14 protein-coding genes are annotated in these 19,431 nt (G+C 35.8%); 3 read left to right on the forward strand and 11 right to left on the reverse strand.

Annotation, left to right across the window (positions count from 1 at the left end):
• Positions 1-42: 42 nt before the first annotated feature.
• The 10 genes from B6C84_RS03350 to B6C84_RS03395 all read right to left on the reverse strand — a co-directional run bounded on the left by B6C84_RS03350 (position 43) and on the right by B6C84_RS03395 (position 13,095).
• A complete protein-coding gene (locus B6C84_RS03350) occupies positions 43-909 on the reverse strand; it encodes a YjjW family glycine radical enzyme activase (protein ID WP_086321030.1) in 867 nt (288 codons plus the stop codon).
• On the reverse strand, positions 884-2,431 hold the full coding sequence (locus tag B6C84_RS03355; RefSeq protein WP_425319291.1) for a YjjI family glycine radical enzyme: 1,548 nt from the start codon (positions 2,429-2,431) through the stop codon (positions 884-886). Before B6C84_RS03355 ends, B6C84_RS03350 begins: the two co-directional genes overlap by 26 nt.
• Before the next feature lie 130 nt (positions 2,432-2,561).
• Positions 2,562-4,247, reverse strand: coding sequence for a bifunctional UDP-sugar hydrolase/5'-nucleotidase UshA (gene ushA / locus B6C84_RS03360; protein ID WP_086354180.1), 1,686 nt, complete (start codon positions 4,245-4,247; stop codon positions 2,562-2,564).
• A gap of 29 nt (positions 4,248-4,276) precedes the next feature.
• Complete coding sequence (locus B6C84_RS03365) at positions 4,277-5,578, reverse strand: pyrimidine-nucleoside phosphorylase (RefSeq protein ID WP_086354181.1); 1,302 nt, start codon at positions 5,576-5,578, stop codon at positions 4,277-4,279.
• Between the two features lie 164 nt (positions 5,579-5,742).
• Entirely contained in the window at positions 5,743-6,138 is a 396-nt protein-coding gene (locus B6C84_RS03370) for a cytidine deaminase (protein ID WP_065614178.1), read from the reverse strand.
• 28 nt (positions 6,139-6,166) lie between these two features.
• On the reverse strand, positions 6,167-8,143 hold the full coding sequence (locus B6C84_RS03375) for a bifunctional 2',3'-cyclic-nucleotide 2'-phosphodiesterase/3'-nucleotidase (protein WP_086354182.1): 1,977 nt from the start codon (positions 8,141-8,143) through the stop codon (positions 6,167-6,169).
• 26 nt (positions 8,144-8,169) lie between these two features.
• Positions 8,170-9,339 (reverse strand): adenosine deaminase, encoded by a 1,170-nt coding sequence (add, locus tag B6C84_RS03380; protein ID WP_081300009.1) that lies wholly within the window; start codon positions 9,337-9,339, stop codon positions 8,170-8,172.
• A gap of 302 nt (positions 9,340-9,641) precedes the next feature.
• A complete protein-coding gene (locus B6C84_RS03385; protein ID WP_065578321.1) occupies positions 9,642-10,895 on the reverse strand; it encodes a nucleoside permease in 1,254 nt (417 codons plus the stop codon).
• A 199-nt stretch (positions 10,896-11,094) separates the two neighbouring features.
• Positions 11,095-11,808: a purine-nucleoside phosphorylase gene (gene deoD / locus B6C84_RS03390; RefSeq protein ID WP_086354183.1), complete on the reverse strand. Its 714-nt coding sequence runs from the start codon at positions 11,806-11,808 to the stop codon at positions 11,095-11,097.
• Between the two features lie 57 nt (positions 11,809-11,865).
• Positions 11,866-13,095, reverse strand: a complete 1,230-nt coding sequence (locus B6C84_RS03395) for a phosphopentomutase (RefSeq protein WP_086354184.1) — start codon at positions 13,093-13,095, stop codon at positions 11,866-11,868.
• Positions 13,096-13,578: 483 nt separating this feature from the next.
• Here B6C84_RS03395 and murB point away from each other — a divergent pair, with 483 nt between their 5' ends.
• The 3 genes from murB to birA are packed head-to-tail and all read left to right on the forward strand — an operon-like array spanning position 13,579 to position 16,699.
• The gene (murB, locus tag B6C84_RS03400) at positions 13,579-14,589 is read left to right on the forward strand and encodes a UDP-N-acetylmuramate dehydrogenase (RefSeq protein ID WP_086354185.1); all 1,011 of its coding nucleotides are present in this window, start codon (positions 13,579-13,581) and stop codon (positions 14,587-14,589) included.
• A 36-nt stretch (positions 14,590-14,625) separates the two neighbouring features.
• Positions 14,626-15,738 carry an MFS transporter gene (locus B6C84_RS03405; protein ID WP_086354186.1) on the forward strand — a complete coding sequence of 371 codons (1,113 nt, stop codon included), beginning with the start codon at positions 14,626-14,628 and terminating at the stop codon, positions 15,736-15,738.
• A 7-nt stretch (positions 15,739-15,745) separates the two neighbouring features.
• Complete coding sequence (birA, locus tag B6C84_RS03410) at positions 15,746-16,699, forward strand: bifunctional biotin--[acetyl-CoA-carboxylase] ligase/biotin operon repressor BirA (RefSeq protein ID WP_086354187.1); 954 nt, start codon at positions 15,746-15,748, stop codon at positions 16,697-16,699.
• 67 nt (positions 16,700-16,766) lie between these two features.
• Here the strand turns inward: birA and B6C84_RS03415 are convergent, their stop codons facing one another.
• A complete protein-coding gene (locus tag B6C84_RS03415) occupies positions 16,767-19,076 on the reverse strand; it encodes a zinc/cadmium/mercury/lead-transporting ATPase (RefSeq protein ID WP_086354188.1) in 2,310 nt (769 codons plus the stop codon).
• Between the last annotated feature and the right edge of the window lie 355 nt (positions 19,077-19,431).

Here is a 19,431-nt window from a genome sequence, read left to right on the forward strand (position 1 = left end):
ATTGCCACTAGTCGCTTCGTTTATGATCTTGTTTTCAATATATTACAAATATACACTCGGCAAAGTAATATTCTGCAATCCATAATGTTTTAATTCAGCAGCAAAAGATTCGATTTGCTGTTGTGTTGCCGCTGGCCATGTTTTGGCTACGCCATGTACGCCGTGATTGTGGAATGCATTTATTCTGACTTTAATTTGTGGATTGAGTGTTATTAGAAAATTAGCAAGTTGTTTCGCGCTGTTTTGCAAATCAGTATGCTCAGGAATCACTAAAAATCGGACTTCATGCAGTTTTTCTATTTGGGCAAGATATTCAATAGTCTGTTTGACGCGATCATTATCCCGACCAGTAAGTTTTTTATGCACTTGAGTATCCCAAGCTTTCAGATCGATCATCGCACCGTCCATAACCTTTTCAACTTTTTGCCAACCAGTTTTAACTAAGTAACCATTGCTATCAATAAAACAGGTTAGGTGCTTTAAATCTTTTGCTTGTTTTATTGCTTGAAATAATTTTTCAATAAAAGGTAATTGTAATGTTGCTTCGCCACCGCTAATTGTAATGCCATTTAGAAAAGGTAAATACTTGCGAATTTCAAGCAAAATATCTTCAACATTGTAGTTATAGGTCATTGGTGTGGATTGATAACTACAAGTATTAATACAGGTATCACATTGCTGACAATTTGAAGATTGCCAAATCACTTTGTTATTGATAAATGTTAACGCTTGATGTGGACAAGTAGTAACACAATCACCACAATCTTTACACCGTGAAATAGTATAAGGATTGTGGCAATTTAAACATTTGAAATTACAACCTTGTAAAAATATGACTAACCGGTTTCCCGGTCCATCAACACAAGAAAAGGGTAACAGTTTATTAACGATTGCCCATGACTTGTTCATGACTGATTACCCGAGGTGTTCGGCATAGGTAGCTATTATTTTCGGTATCTTCGGCCGCTTCACTACCTAAAAAGGTGGTATTAATTCGCGATCCCTCTTGTTTGTATTTTTTGATATCTGATAATCTCACCATATAGCCAGTTACACGTACCAGATCATTACCACTGATATTAGCGGTAAATTCACGGAAACCAAATTTAAATGCCGCCTTACAAATCTGTACTAAGGCTAATGGGTTATTTTTAATCGTTTCATCGATGGTTAAAATATCACTAATGCCAGAAGTATAATATTTATGGTGTTTGAATAATGCCATAATATGGGTTACTGGATCGGGTTCATGACCATAAGGAATACGTAAACCTGGCGTAGCGCCTCTATCTGAGCTGATACCTGATTGTGCATGTAACATTGCTTTACCTTGCCATGCATGCTTAATTTTATGGTTATCAATAAAGTCGGCTAATTGTTGAGAAATAGTGGTGGCCAGTTGATTAGCATCTTCATCGACGCCATAACGCCCAGCTAAGTTGGATTTTTCTTGTAGAATATTGACTGCCTCAGCCATGGCATAAATACCGAACATTGGCGCGAATCGGTTTGCGTCAATTAATCCCTCTTTAACTAAAAAGCTATTTGCGAAGAAATTCGATTTCTCATAAAGAAATTCTGATCTTGCTTTGATTAAATTCAATTGCAATTGGCAATAATAAGGTAGTGTATTTTGTAAAAAGTCGGTGATACTTTTACTTTTTAACGCAACCTCTTTTAGATTGATTCTAGATAAAGTGCTACCACCACCGGCAATAGGTAGTGAGTTATAACAGCTCACCACACCATAACCTTTGTCATCAAAATCTTTTTTAATCATCATATTATTAGCAATATGTGGTTTGGCTGTGTGGCAAATGTTCTCAATTGCGATGTTAAGTAAAGATTCTGGTGTGATATTTTCGTCATAAATAAAGGTTAAATTAGGTGCAACTTGTTTAAGCTCGCGATCGACACGTAATATCACCCGACAGATCACATTATCGGTTGGCCCAATATTGGCATGCATAAAGGCATCAGGAAGATTGCGATCTAGCATAATCCAAAAACGTTTTAATCGCGGATAGAGCTCTTCTTCTGTTAAATTGCCAACATAAGGAAGTAATACTTGATCTAAACAGCCTAAATAAACCGGCATACCAGTGACCGAAGGTACGTGATGATAAGCAATGGTGAGCATATTTAATGCATCATCAAAGTTTTTTGCTGGTTCAAGTTCTAAATATTCCGATCCTTGCTTAAGAAATTTTGCATAATCCGGTAATACATAACGAGGTTTATACGGTGCATGTCCTTCGTACATATCACAAATTACCCGTTCATTGAGCGCATTTTGTGTTTCACTATCTAAATCAACATAAGGTAAATTATTTTCTGCGGCTAATGCGAGAAGGTTCGCTTTTTGTTTAGGTGACAAATTAGCATCGGTCACTATATCGTAACAATTCTTTTGAAATTCTGTCATGTTCATAAATACCTCTATATTACCTATATGCTGAGAGCAAAAATTAAATCTTTATGACTAATCATTTAATTATTAGCACTGAGAATTATGATTATCAGTGCTATTAGTTTTTATATTTCTGTTTTAAACCGTAAAATTATTTTTCTAAAATAAAGTTAGACGGTTGATAATCGGCTGCATTAATTGGTGAATGTGCTTCAAAATATTGTTTTACTGCATCGGCATCTCGATAACCTGTATCTACATAAGTTGGCGAGTTGTTGACGATAGGGTAACCATCTCCACCAGCGGCTAAAAAGTCTAATGTTGCAATTCGATATGATTTTTGCAAATCAATTGGTTCATTATTAATTTTGATGTCGCTGATAGTATCGCCAGTTTTAGTTAGGCTAATATTTTTTAAATGAGTATAACCACCTGAACCCTGTTTTTTGCCTAATGCAACTTTAAGATAATCGATTAATTCACTGCCGGTTAATTCAAAGTAAACAACACTATTACCAAAAGGCTCAACTTTCAAAATATCACGATAAGTAATATCGCCTTCTATTAGTGAGTCACGAATCATACCACCAGACATAATACCAATGTCGGCATTTGTCTTTTCAATAAAGGCACTAAGTAATAGTTGCCCCATATTACTTTGTTGATATCTAACTACGTTACGATCGCCCTCTAAACGACCGGTTAACTCACCACTTTTAATGAGTAATTGTTGTTTACCTTGTTCCTGATAGGGTTTTAGTGTTTCCAACAATTTTTTATCCTGTTCGATTTCACTGGTGTAATATTCAAGACGTTTTGTATCGTTACCGTTATCAACTTCTTTTTTTAAATTAATTGGAATTAACTGATAATTTTTGAGGGTAATTTTACCGTTTAAGAATACGAAGTCAGCACGACCAACATATTTTCCCCATTCATGAGCTTGAACAATCCACGTACCATTTTGTTGATCTGGAGCGCAAGGTGTTCCTGGGACATATTCGGTAATACGTTTGTTAGGGCTAGCCATACATACTGGGTTTTGCGAGTGGCCACCGACAATCATATCTAGTTCACCAGCTTTTAATCCTCGGGCTAGTTCAACATCACCTGGAGCCATTGAACCATGCTCACCATTTTCATAATGCCCCATATGAGTAACCGCAATAATCATATCTGGGCGTTCACTGCTTTTAATTTGGCTAATAACTTTTTCCGCTTCTGGTAGCGTTTTACGAAATTCAACACCATCGGTATTTTTAGGCGAAGCAAGGAAAATAGTGTCATCAGTAGTTAAACCGAATACTGCAACTTTAATACCATTTAAATCAAATATTTTATAGGCATCAAAAACACGATTATCGGTATTTTTGAAGTAAGTATTTGCTGATAAAAATGGGAAATGAGCCCATTTTTGTTGTTCACGAATAATTGCTAACGGATGATCAAATTCGTGGTTACCTACTGCCATTGCATCATAGCCAACCTCATTCATACCGATAAAATCGGGTTTTGCTTGTAACACATCAGATTCAGGAACACCAGTATTAATGTCACCGCCAGAAAGTAAAAGTAATTTTCCGCCTTTTTCTGCTACTTCTTTTCTTATTTGGTCAACAACAGTTTTTTGTGCTGCTAAACCATATTCACCAATATCATTTTGCCAAAAACGGCCATGATGATCGTTAGTATGTAAAATAGTAAAAGAGTAGGACTTGTCTTTTTCCCAAGCAGGTGCTGTAGACTGTTTGGTAGCAACAGCTGCGAATGAATTGACTGAAAACAGACTTAAAATAACAAGTAGTGACAGTTTTTTGTTTAATTTTAAACGATGCATGATGCCTCCTGAATCCGTATTTATTAAAGCTATTCCGTAATTACTTTAAAAATTAATTGTGGCTGTTCAGCGCTATCACTAATAGTAATATTGTCATACAGTTTTTGTTTTATTGTATCAATACGATCACTACTTGCGTGAATAGTTAACAGTGCTTCACCTACTTCAACTTTATCGCCGACTTTTTTATGTAGTACGATACCAACCGCAGGATCGATAACATCTTCTTTAGTTGCTCGACCTGCCCCCAGTTGCATCGCAGCAATACCAATTTGGTCTGCAATAATCCGTGATACATAACCTGCTTTTTGCGCTGGTAAATCAATTTGGTAAGGAGCATTAGCTAATTTTTCCGGATGATCAACCACCGAACTATCACCACCTTGAGCCTCAATTAGCGTTTTAAATTTTTCAATAGCCTTACCATTTTTAATCACTTCTTGTAGTTTTTCTCTTGCTTCATCTAATGTTTTAGCTTTATTGGCTAATACCACCATTTGACTGCCAAGCGTTAAAACGAGTTCAGTTAGATCAGCAGGGCCATGGCCATTTAAAGTATCTATGGCTTCTTTAACTTCTAATGCATTACCAATAGCATAGCCTAACGGTTGAGACATATCAGAGATAATCGCCATAGTCCTACGACCAATTTGATTACCAATATTGACCATTTCATGAGCTAATTTTTCTGAGTCTTCCATGCTTTTCATTAAAGCACCGTCACCAGTTTTAACATCTAAAACAATAGCATCTGCACCAGCCGCAAGTTTTTTACTCATAATTGAGCTAGCAATAAGAGGAATAGAGTTAACCGTACCTGTTACGTCACGTAATGAATAAAGTTTTTTATCAGCAGGGGTTAAGTTGCCAGATTGACCAATGACAGCGACACCTTTTTGATTAACTTGATCGATAAATTCTTGTTTATCTAATTCAATTTTAAAACCAGGTACGGTTTCAAATTTATCTGTCGTTCCGCCTGTATGACCTAATCCACGACCTGACATTTTAGCTACAGGAATATCTAATGCTGCAACTAATGGTGCTAATACTAAGGTAGTTGTATCGCCCACACCACCCGTTGAATGCTTATCGACTTTAATACCTTTAATTGAGGATAGGTCAACGGTATCACCTGAATACATCATCGCACTAGTTAAGTCAGCACACTCTTTTGAAGTCATACCTTGATAATAAATCGCCATCAGTAGGGCACTGACTTGATAATCAGGAATAGAACCATTGGTATAGTTGGTTATAAAAAATTGAATCTCTTCGGTTGTTAGAGCATTGCCATCACGTTTTTTTTCAATAATATCTACAAATCTCATTACACATCTCTCTTAATATCTATAAAGCAAATTAGGATTATATTCTTCTCATCCAAAATTTGGATTGATGATTGTGCTAATCTTGGTTAATTATCATCAATCGCTTTTTTTATTTTTCAATATTGCTAAATTACATAGTTCAATTACATAGTTCAATAATAAAACTAATCTAAATCACTCGGTGAAAATGACCAAGGCAACAATTCTCCAACAGTGGTTTCTTGGATTTTGCCTTGCATATTGGTCAAAATAACTGGCATATCTTTAGCACAAAACTCACTGATTACTTGACGACAAGCACCACAAGGTGAGATTGGTCCTTCAGTATCACCAATCACAACCAATTTTTTGAATTTTTTCTTTCCTTCTGATACTGCCTTAAAAATAGCTGTTCTTTCAGCACAGTTAGCAAGTCCATAGGAAGCATTTTCAATATTACAACCTAAAATTGCTTCGTCATCTTCGGTAATTAATACCGCACCTACTTGAAATTTAGAATAGGGTACATAAGCTTTAGAACGTGCTGTTTTTGCTAATTCGATTAATTTTTCAATTTGCATAGTCATAATCCTTGTCGTCATCAAGATGTTATTGGTTTTTAGGCTGTAAATTTGTTGGTGCTTGTAAATTAAGTTGATAGACACCAAAGCCTAAATTATCTTTTTCAACAAACTTAGTTGGATATAATGAATGTGTTTCAATATAAGTTTTAGCTTCATCAGTTGGTGAAGATTCAAAACGAATATCCAAATTAGTTTGGCTGGTAATTGGTGCAATTCGCCAGTTATTATCAACAGTTACATTAACTTGTCCATGCTTTTTAGTGTGATTAGTTATGTAAGCTGAAAGAATAACTCTTAAATCATCAGGTGAATTAAATTTAACATTTTTTCCACCGGTACCAGGAAATGCGCCGGTATAAGCACGATAGTTATTGGTAGCAATTAAAAATGCTTGATTTGGATCAATTGGTTTTTGTTGATAGGTTAAATTTACAATACGTTCTGATTCAGGGTTAATTAATTGACAACTACCATCGTAACGGGCTGGTTTAGTGATATCAATTTCATAACTTACGCCATCAATAGTATCAAAATTATAAGTTCTAAACTTATCCCAATTGATTAAATATTGTGGTGTTGATGAATTAATGTCAATTTGATTATAAACACCTGCTGAACATTCCAACCACTCTTTAACCTCTTTTCCAGTAATTTTTACGGCAGATAAAATATTTGGATAAAGATAGATATCGGCTGCGTTTCTAAAGGTTAAGTCACCTTTTTTCACATCTACATATGCAGTTGGATCATTTTTACGACCACCTGCTTTAAATGGTGCAATCGCTGACAAAATGGGTAAGCCATCTAGATCAGGATCACCTTGCACAAATTGTTTTACATAATCAATCTGTGCATCGCTAATAATCTGTAAAGCGGAGGTATCTTCGACTAAGGCTAAATAACTATTGATATCGGTTGATACCTTACCAATTGGTTTACCAACAAATTCACGGGTACCTTCATGATCATCTTTTAATACTTTGGTAATATTTTTATTGGCATCAACAAGTGCTTTTTTATTTTTACTATCGAAGATAGGGCGGGCTTCTGATTTACCAGAAACAACTTTCCAGTTAGATTTGTCTCCTTCAATCACTAAGTCGACTACACCTAAATGACTTCCCCATTGTCCAGGCATCACAGCAGGAATATGGTTAATATTTCCGGTATTAATATCGGTATTAGGTAGTGATTTAAAATCATCACTTGGGAATACGCCATGAGAATGGCCAAACATGATGGCATTAATACCTTCAACTTGACTTAAATAATAAACTGAGTTTTCGGCTAATGCCTTATAAGGTTCCGCAGAAACACCTGAATGAGGAATAGCAACAATGATATCCGCACCTTGTTTTTTCATTTCTGGTACTAATTTTTGGGCTGTTTCAGTGATATCTTTAACAATCACTTTACCTTCCAAATTAAGCTTATCCCATTGCATAATTTGTGGTGGTACAAAACCAATATAACCAATTTTTATAGTGTGTTGCTTGCCATCTCTATCGACCACTTTTTTATCTAAAATGATATATTGTTTAAAGTAAGGTTTATTGGTCTTAGCATCATAAACATTGGCATTCACATAAGGAAAATTTGCTCCTGCTAGGCTTTTTTGTAAAAAATCTAAACCAAAATTAAATTCATGATTACCAATATTACCAACAACATAATCAAGGGTATTCAGAGCTTTGTAAACCGGATGAATATCACCTTTATTCAATCCTTTATTAAGCGCATAATCAGCCATCGGACTACCTTGAATCAGATCACCATTATCAACTAATACGCTATTTTTTACCTCTTCCCTCGCTTGATGAATTAAATTGGCTGTTTTAGCTAAACCAAAGGTATCAATATACTGATCTTTAAAATAATCGTAATTCATCATATTACCGTGCAGATCAGTCGTTTCAATAATTCTTAAATCAATTGTTGCTGCTTGCAGTGTTCCAGAAATTAATAGGGTAAGTAGGCTTAGGGTTAGTCGAGTTTTATTCATATTCATTTCCTATTTTTCTGATACGGTTATCCATTAACATGTTGTAATAATAAATCTTGGTATTTTTTAAATCTGGCAATAATAGCCGGATGATACTGGTTAGTATTAATTGCTTGTTGTAAAGATCGTTTATCATTGTTGTTAAAACAAGATAAAACTTCGTTTAATAAACGTGTTTTTTCATTAGACTCAACGAATGCGGCATCAATTCCACAAAGGGTAATATCAAATAATTCCAAACGTGAAAAATGAAACGCTTGCTCGGCTAGCTGATACTCTTTTTCGATATCGGTACCAAAAATACCAGCATCGTCGGTATTAAGGGTAATTCTTACCCCTTTATCATAAAGTTGTCGAATTGGGTGATTATGAATATCACCATGTAAATTATTGACTAAAATACGATTACTGGTGAGAGCTATTTCTAACGTGATTTCGTTATCAACTAATTGTTTAATCAAGCTATCATCTTCAATTGCTGCGATACCGTGCCCGATACGATTTGCACCATGTTTTAAAGCTTGAATAATACTTTCAGCCGAATCAATTTCACCTGCATGGTAGGATTTTTTTAAATTTAATTTTTCAGCAAGTTGATGAGCTTTTTCAAAATCATCAAAATGCCCAGCTTTTTCATTGCCGGCAATATTAAATCCAGTAATAAATGGATGCGGATTATTTTCGATAAAATGCAATGTATCGTATACTACTTCGGCGCCAAGATGGCGTACGCCAATAACATGATATCGTACCGTTATATTATGCTCTTTTTGAACATCGATAATCGCTTTATCCATTTGATTTAGTGTTTGTTGAAATCTTGCTTGATCCCAAACAACTTTACCTTGGTTTTCTGTTGCACAAATATGATAAGGTGACAGAAATAATTCGCAATAAATTAACCCTTGTTTAGCATTTCTACTTAAAAAATCGTAGGTAATTAAGTAATAATCGTCAGGATTTTTCACAAAATTAGAAACAGTATCATAGGTTTGGATAAATGAAACAAAGTCAGATTCATCATAATTATATCGACCATTTTTATACTCGATCTCATTATAATCGCCGATTTGATAACACAATGAATCAGGAAAAGGTAGATGATTTTTATCGGCTAGTTTTTTAGCCATAAAGGGAGTAATACTGCCTTCTACATGCTCATGAAGTATAACTTTTGGGATTATTTGCTTATTCATCTAATTCTAATCTGTTCAATTATGCTTATAGGGCACTTGTAATAGTCATATTTCAGCAATTGATTAGAGTAACAAAAGCTGAATTGACACTCTTTTTACAAGCATTTTATTCTACCTTGATAAGACACTTATTTTCCATACATTTTGTGTGACTTATCGAATTTATGTGAGGCTGGTAACATTTTAGCCTAGTTAAGAATTAGGCAACAATTTAATGGTTGCCTAATTATTGATGTTATTAAGTTACTAGCTAATAACCTGATTCAACTATTTATTTTAATATTAATTGAATTTTATGTTAGTTAGTTTCTAACGGTTGCAGTTTTTTGCTCAGTAGTATCATTTTGGAAAATTAAAACAAAAATAATTGCAAGCACTAATGAATAACCTGCAAAGACAAGCCATACATTATGCCAATCAATACCCGCTTCTGAAGTATAGTGGTCAACAACAATACCACTAATCATTGAACCTAAATAAGCACCAATACCGTTAGTCATTGTCATAAATAAACCTTGAGCACTGTTACGGATGTTAGGTGATACTGTTTTTTCAACATACATTGAGCCTGAAATATTATAGAAATCAAAGGCACAACCATAAACAATCATCGATAACAGTAACAGCACAAAGCCGAATGGTGATGGATCGCCGTAAGCAAAAAGACCAAAGCGAGCAACCCATGCCAACATACTGATTAACATCACGTATTTAATACCAAGTTTTTTCATAAAAAATGGTACAAATAAGATAAATACGACTTCTGAAATTTGTGAAATAGATAATAAAACTGATGGGAATTTAACCACTAAACTATCTGCATATTCTGGTACTTTATCGAAGTCATGTAGAAACGGATTACCAAAAGTATTAGTAATTTGTAAAATCCCACCTAATAACACAGCAAATAAAAAGAAGATAGCCAATCTAGGTTGTTTTAATAATATAAATGCATCTAAACCTAATGAACTTATAATAGACTTTTCTTTGCCATCATTTTTTGCAACTTCAATTAAAGGTAAGGTTAATGAATAAAGACTCAATAAAACTGAACTACCAGCTGCAATATAAAGTTGCATATTACTGAGTTCTAACTGCATAAAGCTAACCATCCACATTGCTACGATAAAACCGATAGTGCCGAAGATTCGAATTGCAGGGAACTGTTCGATAACGTCTAGTCCTTGTGATTCTAAGCAAGAGTAAGAAATTGAATTAGAAATTGCAATGGTTGGCATAAATGCAAGACAATGGATAAGCATCACACTCATCATTAAAAATGGCGATGTGATAGATGCAGCGATAAATAAGGTTACTGCACCAATCAAATGGCAAAGCACATATAAGCGGTTAGCAGGTATCCATCTATCAGCTACGATACCAAGCAGACTAGGCATAAATACTGAAGCAATACCCATGGTGCCATATACGGCGCCAACTTCAATACCAGTAAATTTTAATTTAATCATCATATAGGAGCCTAAGGTAATTAGCCAACTCCCCCAGATAAAAAATTGTAAAAATAATATAACTTTCAGTTGTAGCTTGGTATTCATTTTGATTCCTTATTAAATGAGATCTTTCTAACCTATTAGATAAAAATTAATGAATAAAGATAAAATTTTGTTATTACTATTAATAATCTAGTTATAACGCTCAACAACATTTATCGTTAATAATAACGTCAATGTTAAAATTCTTGGTTCCTCTTTTTTGAGTAACCAAAAAAAATGGCAGATATTCTGCCATTATTTATTATGAATTAACTAATACCGACTCTAAAGCGACTGTAATCATCTCTTTAAAACCCAGCTGACGCTGTTCAGATGACATAGCTTCGTCTTTGCGAATATGATCTGAAACAGTACAGATCGCTAATGCTTTAGCTCCGTATTCTGCTGCTACACCATAAATACCAGCGGCTTCCATTTCGACACCTAGAATATTGTATTTTTCCATAATATCGAAAAGATCAGGCTCGACGCTATAAAATAGATCAGCAGAAAAAAGATTACCCACTTTAACATTCACATTTAATTGTTTCGCTGCATTAACAGCATTACAAATTAAACCGAAATCAGCAATGGCGGCAAAATCATGATCTTTAAAACGTAACCGATTGACTTTTGAATCAGTGCAGGCACCCATGCCAATAACCACATCACCAAGATTGACATCGGGGCTGATGGCGCCACATGAACCGATGCGAATGATGTTTTTAACACCATAAAATTTAATCAGTTCAGTTGTGTATATAGAACAAGATGGAATGCCCATACCATGCCCCATAACAGATATTTTCTTTCCTTTATAGTCACCGGTAAAACCTAGCATTCCTCTAACATTGGTAACTTCTTTAGCATTCTCTAAAAAAGTTTCGGCAATAAACTTAGCGCGTAATGGATCGCCGGGCATCAAAACCGTTTGAGCAAAAGCGTCATCGGCGGCGTTAATATGTGGGGTAGGCATTTAAATCTCCTGATTTATTACTAAAAAAACGTTACTACACTAACAAAAAACAGCTTACTATTTGCGAATAAATGATTCACCATAATCCATTGGTGATAAATCAAAATAATCCGCAACACTTTGCCCGATATCAGCAAATGTTTTACGATGACCAAGTGATCCCACCGGAACGCTATCACCGTAAACTAAAACTGGAATATGTTCACGAGTATGATCCGTACCAGACCAAGTTGGATCACAACCATGATCGGCACTAATAATTAAAAGATCGCCCGGCTCAATAAGCGCTAACATCTCAGGCAAACGTTTATCAAAATATTCTAACGCTGCTGCGTAACCAGCAACGTCACGTCGATGACCATAAGATGAATCAAAATCAACAAAATTGGTAAACACAATCGTGTTATCTTTCGCTTGTTTGATTTCTTTTAGTGAAGCATCGAATAACGCTTCAATACCTGTTGCTTTAACTTTTTTGGTAATACCCACTTCGGCATAAATATCGGCAATTTTACCGATCGACACAACATTACCTTGTTTTTCATCAACCAATTTTTTTATCATTGTTGGCGCCGGTGGTTCGACAGCTAAATCATGGCGATTACCGGTACGGACAAATTCACCAGGCTTATTACCTAAAAATGGTCGAGCAATAACGCGGCCGATATTATAATCGCCTTTATTAAGCTCATCACGCGCAATTTCACAAACTTCATAAAGTTTATCTAGACCAAAAGTCTCTTCGTGGCAGGCAATTTGAAACACTGAATCAGCAGAGGTATAAAAAATAGGTTTACCGGTAGCCATATGCTCAAGGCCAAGTTCATCAAGAATCACAGTACCTGATGAATGGCAATCACCGAGATAGCCCGGCAAATTAGCACGTTTAACAATCTTATCTAATAATTCTTGCGGAAAGCTGTTAGTAGTATTAGTAAAATAACCCCAGTCAAACAGCACAGGAACGCCAGCGATCTCCCAATGACCAGATGGAGTATCTTTACCAGATGAAATTTCACTGGCATAGCCATAAGCACCAATTACATCACCTTCGGTAGCCATTCCTTTAGGGTATGCACCTGTAGATTCATAAGCGGCCTCGATCAAACCTAATTTCCCTAAATTTGGTAATCTTAATGGTCCTTGTCGACCATGATCTGCTTTACCTAAAGCACAAGCTTCGGCAATATGACCTAAAGTATCCGAACCTTCATCGCCATACTTTTTGGCATCTTCAGCGCCGCCGATCCCGAAGGAATCGAGGATCATAATAAAAACTCTTTTCATAATTTCCTCTAAATCTCAACTACCATAAAACAGAGCTACCATCTTGAAGCATAAATTCATTTAAAACCGTGATCGATAACTTATTTCTCGAATTTTATAAAATAATAATAACGTTTACCATAAGGCTGAGTAAAATAGATTATAACTAAATTTATAAAAAAGATCGTTTGGTTAGCTATAATACATGATAAAAAAAAACAAAAAAGGGATTAGCTCATATTCATTGATTATTTGGCTAATCTTTTGACATTTTTATCAATAAATAAAAAGTCAAGATAAGTAAAAAAAATAGTTTAATCCATAAAAGATCGTTTTGCATTGTGTTAAGATAGCAAATAAATAAGCGATAATTGAGTAAAAGTGTTTTATCAAAATTGATAACGCATTGATTGATTAATTTTAAATACTGAATGTCAATAAAAAGCGTCAAATAAAATTGGTTTAATCGAATTTAAAAGTATTTTTTATAAAAGGTAGTCATTAATGAACCAAAAAATTCCTAATACATTTGCTTTAGATGTTTATGCTAACCGGGTCGAAACAGTCACAACCGTTGAACAACTAATGCAAGTTTGGAAAAACAATCTCGATAATCAACCTTTTATAATTATTGGACAAGGCAGTAATACATTATTTACTGAAAATTTTGCTGGTACCATCATTGTTAATCGAATTAAAGGATTAACCATAACCGAAAGCGCGACTCACTGGCATTTAAAAGTGGGGGCCGGCGAATATTGGCATGATTTAGTTGCCAATACTATTAACCAGAACATCCCAGGACTTGAAAACTTGGCTTTAATACCCGGTTGTGTCGGTTCTGCACCAATCCAAAATATTGGCGCATATGGGGTTGAATTTCAAAAAGTCGCGGATTATGTTGAATTACTTGAATTTGCAACCGGTAAAATTATTAGTGTTACTGATGGTCAATATGGCTATCGTGAAAGCATCTTCAAACAAAAATATGCCAATGATTATGCAGTTGTCTATGTTGGTATCAAATTACCAAAACAGTGGGATCCAGTGCTAACTTATGGTGAATTACGAAATTTTGATCCAAAAACCGTCACGCCGAAAATGATCTTCGACAAAGTATGTGAGATCCGTCGTAGTAAATTGCCAGATCCTAAAGTTTTAGGTAACGGTGGTAGCTTTTTTAAAAATCCCGTTGTAGACAAAAAATTTGCTGATAAACTACTTGAAAAATACCCATCAATGCCTATATATCCTCAAATAGATAATCAAATAAAATTAGCTGCTGGTTGGTTAATTGATCAGTGTGGTCTAAAGGGATACCAAATTGGTGGTGCAGCAGTCCATCAACAACAAGCTCTGGTATTAGTCAATAAAGATAATGCGACCGCGCAAGATGTTGTCGCATTAGCGCGTTATATCATCAATGCAGTATTGCAAAAGTTCTCGGTGCACCTATCGCCTGAAATTCGATTTATGGGAGCGACAGGTGAAATTGACGTGGATAAATTTTTATAAATACGTCCTAAAAACAACAAAATTACTTACAAACTTATGAAACATTCGTATTCATTTCCTATTTTATTAACGAGTTTACTATTTGTTACCATCGCTTTATCGGCACTCAATACGCAAGTGCCGCTTTGGTTAGTCCGTGAAAATTTTTCGCTTGGACAGATAGGTTTAGTTGGTTCAAGCTATTTCACAGGTAACTTGCTTGGCACGATTATGGCAAATTGGTTTATTAGCCGATTTAATGCCAGATTTACTTACACCTACAGTTGTATCATTTTTGCAATTGCGACTATAGGTTTAAGTTTCTCTATGGATTTTTACAGCTGGGCTATTTGGCGATTTTTCATTGGGATCGCTTGCGCTGTCACTTGGGTGGTGATCGAAAGTTGTATTTTAGTCACTGGTACAGTACGCACCCGAGGAAAAATGCTTGCTGTATATTTGACTACTTACTACTTAGGTACCGTATTAGGACAAGCATTGCTCCAGTATTTTCCGCAAGAGGTACTCTATTTTGGCTTAGTGATTGCAGTATTAATGGGATTAGCCATCTTATTTATATTGTTAACCCATTACAAATTACCGAAGAAGAAAAAAAGCAGTTTCAACATTATGCCAATGATAATGTATAAACCTTCTCGCGTTGGCTTGATTGGTTGTGCGATTGCCGGTATGTTAATTGGATCACTTTATTCACTAATGCCTGCTTACTACTCTCACTTAGGTTATACCGATAATCAAGTTGCCAATTGGATGGTACTACTAATACTTTCTGGTGTGATTGCCCAAATGCCGGCTAACTGGTGTGCAGATAGGTTTGGTCGCCGTATTGTATTGCTAGTTGAATCAATTTTCATGATGATCGCCTGTGGCTTGCTGATATTTAATGTTTGTGGTGTATTAGCCATTATTTTATTAGGCGCAACCATTTACACCATTTACCCAATCTCCATGGCGTGGGCTTGCTCATGTGTTCGCAAACAAGAAATTGTATCGATGAACCAAGCCATGCTATTAACCAATACACTCGGAAGTCTAGTTGCTCCGGCTGTGATAGCTTTTATAATGGACACATTAAGCAATACTTACTTATTTATTAGTTTTGCTATAATTTCACTCTATTTTGTTGTTTTATTATTGCTCAAAAAGTGAGGATTGAATGCGCAGTAACCAAAATCCATTGAAATTAATCAATATATTAGCTGATGGACAGTTTCATTCAGGCGAAGAGTTAGCTAATCTATTTGGTATTACCCGAGCGGGAATCAACAAATATATCAAAGTACTAAGAGAATGGGGGATTATCTTATCTTCAGTACAAGGTAAAGGTTACTGTTTAGCATCACCGATAGACTTACTCGATAAAACTAAAATCGATAACTATTATGGGACTGATAGTCAAGTTGAAGTATTGCCTATTATTGATTCGACTAACCAATATTTATTAAATAATATTGACAGATTAACAACGGGTGACAGTTGTGTTGCCGAGTTTCAATCCAAAGCTCGTGGCAGGCGAGGGCGTCAATGGTTTGCACCGTTTGGCAGTAATCTTTACTTTTCGATGTATTGGCGACTTGATCAAGGCATTGCAGCTGCTATGGGACTAAGTTTAGTAGTTGGTATTGTGATGGCTGATACGTTAAGGGAAATCTCTGGTCAAGATATTAAAGTTAAATGGCCTAATGATTTGTATCTAGATGATCATAAACTTGCCGGTATATTAGTTGAACTTGCGGGTAAAACAGGTGACTGTGCTCATGTTGTCATTGGTATTGGGGTCAATTTAATGATGACTAATCCCGATCCTAATATTGTCAATCAAAAATGGGCTAATTTAGGTAAAGTTGACCGCAATTTGCTGGTAGCAAAGGTAGCTAAAAACCTCATAACCAAACTTCGTGACTTTGAACAACACGGTCTAACACCATTTCTTAATGATTGGCAACGACTTGACAATTTTGTTAATCGCCCGGTTAAATTATTAATTGGTGACAATGTGATCCGCGGTGTTGCTAAAGGTATCAATGAGCAGGGTGCATTACTTTTAGAACAAAATGGCGAAACCAAGGCGTTTATCGGTGGCGAAATTTCATTAAGGAGTGATGAATAAATAGTCAATAGTCGCTGTCACAAAATTGCCCCATTTAAGTATAAATGGGGCATGATAAAATTATTACCTATTTTTTTATTCTCAATAACCGCAAAGCATTAGCGGTAACGATTGCCGTGGTACCAGAATCAGCTAACACCGCTAACCAAAGCCCTGTCACGCCAAATAAACTAGTGATTAAGAATATCAACTTAATTCCCAAAGCAATAGTAATATTTTGCTTAATATTTCGATTAGCAAAGCGAGTTAAGCGAATCAACATTGGCAAACTTAACAAATTGTTTTTAGTCAACGCCGCATCCGCCGTTTCGAGTGCAACATCAGTCCCACTCCCCATGGCAATTCCGACTGTGGCGGCTTTCATTGCTGGGGAATCATTAATGCCATCACCAATCATCGCAATCGGAGTATGGCGACCAATCTCTTCGATTTTGGCCAACTTATCTGCTGGTAATAGCTCCGCACGATACTCCATACCTAATTGACCTGCAATTGCTTTTGCGGCGCGTTGATTATCGCCAGTTAACATCAAGGTTTGCAAACCAAGTTGCTTAAGTTCAGTGATAGCCGGTAAAGCATCACTACGCAGTACATCTTGCAAAGCAATAATCCCCAGCAACTGTTGACTGGTGGTAACGACTACAACCGTCTTACCACTATCTTCAAGCTGAGTAATCGTATGAGCATCCTCGGCATTAAGCGCAGTTGACACTGTCTCGATCTTATTTGGTGACACAACAAAATAGGTTTGCTGATTTAATTCACCTTGTATCCCAACACCAGCAATTGCTTTACGATTATTTGCTTCAGCAAACTCGATCGGCTGTTGCTTAACATAATCGACTAATGCTTTAGCTAAAGGATGGTGTGAGCCACTTTCAACCGCCGCAACAATCGCTAGCAGCTCCTCGTTAGAACTGTGTCGATTAATGACATCCGTCACTTGTGGCTTACCTTCGGTTAATGTTCCTGTCTTATCAAATGCCAACATTTTAATCGAACCAATATGCTCAAGTGCCGCACCGCCCTTAATTAATACCCCATATTTCGCCGCACTAGACAAGGCCGAGGTAATCACCGCTGGTGTTGATATCACTAACGCACAAGGACAACCAATTAACAACAACGTCAACCCTCGATATATCCAAGTATACCAATCAGCGCCGGTCAACAATGGTGGAATTAGGATCACTAAAAACGCAAATAATGTAATCGCCGGCGTATAATAACGGCTAAACTTATCGATAAACCGCTCTATTGGCGCTTTACGATCCTCGGCATCTTCAATCAGCTGTAAAATACGATCGACAGCATTTTGCCCCGATTCTGAAATCACCTTAAGTTGAATGGTATTATCGACCACTAACGATCCGGCTAAAATTTTATCGCCACTTAAATAATTAACCGGAATGGACTCACCGGTTAGCGCACTTTCATCAATGCTGGCTTGTTCGCTAACCAAAATAACATCAGCTGGTAATCGACCACCGGATGAAATTTCGATAATATCATCTGGTTTTAAGGTATGACTAGCAACTGTTTTCCTTTTACCATCAATAATAATCACCGTCTCATCAGGCATTAACTCGGCCAGTGATGAGATACCTTTTTTTGCCTTACTGGTTGCAAAGCCTTCCAGCATCTCGCCTATCATAAACAGAAAGATCACCATGGTGGCTTCTTCGGCTGCACCAATAAACAGCGCACCCATTGCCGAAATACTCATTAGTGTTTCAATCGCAAACGGCGTACCACTACGGGTTAAAACAATGGCCTCTTTCAAAATTGGGATAATCCCAACTACAGCTGTCACAATAAATGCATATTCACCTGCGGTTTTATTCACCAACAAAATGAGATAACTAACCACAATCAATGCACCTAAAACCGCTAATGGAATAAATGCCTTTTTATCAAAACTATGTGAATGTTCATGGTGATGAGCAGGGCTCGACTCAAAAATCGGTGTATAGCCTAGTTCTGTAACCTTATCTTCAATCATCTTGATTACTGCATCATCATGCTTAGGAACAAAAACGATTAATTTTTCGGTTGAGAATATGATTTTGGTTTGATTAATATTAGGCAGTGTTTTAACACCGTTTTCGATTTTGCTTGCGCAATGGGCGCAATCCATACCTTGAATTTTCCAAGTTAACTTAACGCCTTGGCTACTCCGCTCTGGGTCTTCGGGGGGATCATCAATCTCACATTTTTGTGATGAGCTATTATCATGCCCATCACAGCATGCGCTGTGACTAGCTTCATGAGAATGGTGAGAATCATGTACATGATTATGAGCAATATTATGACAATCTCCATGACAATGCTCGTGATTATCATGGTGAGATTGGGTGGATTTGTTATTATATAACATAACGTTACCTCTTTTTGTGGATGATTTTGATTGTACACTCAAAAAAACAAAAAGAAATCTTTTTTAACTAAATAAGTAAAAAATAGTAATGAAAAGAAAATAGTAATCTTAGAATTTATTTACATATCTTAACAATTTTTTTAAAACTTAAATTGTAAAAAAAAATAAATTATTTATACTAATTATCGCAAAAAAATGTATTTTTTTGTTAATCAACAAGGATGTTTCCTAACCTAAGATTGGAATAATCATAAATTTTTGTCATTATCGAGATTTTTTCTGTTTTAGTTTAATATGAATTCATTTAGTGTTTATCTATCATATTGATTCAAATCAATTTACCAAGTTTATATAT

It is taken from the genome of Gilliamella apis (genome assembly GCF_002142155.1).
In the GTDB taxonomy this organism is placed as follows: domain Bacteria; phylum Pseudomonadota; class Gammaproteobacteria; order Enterobacterales; family Orbaceae; genus Gilliamella; species Gilliamella apis.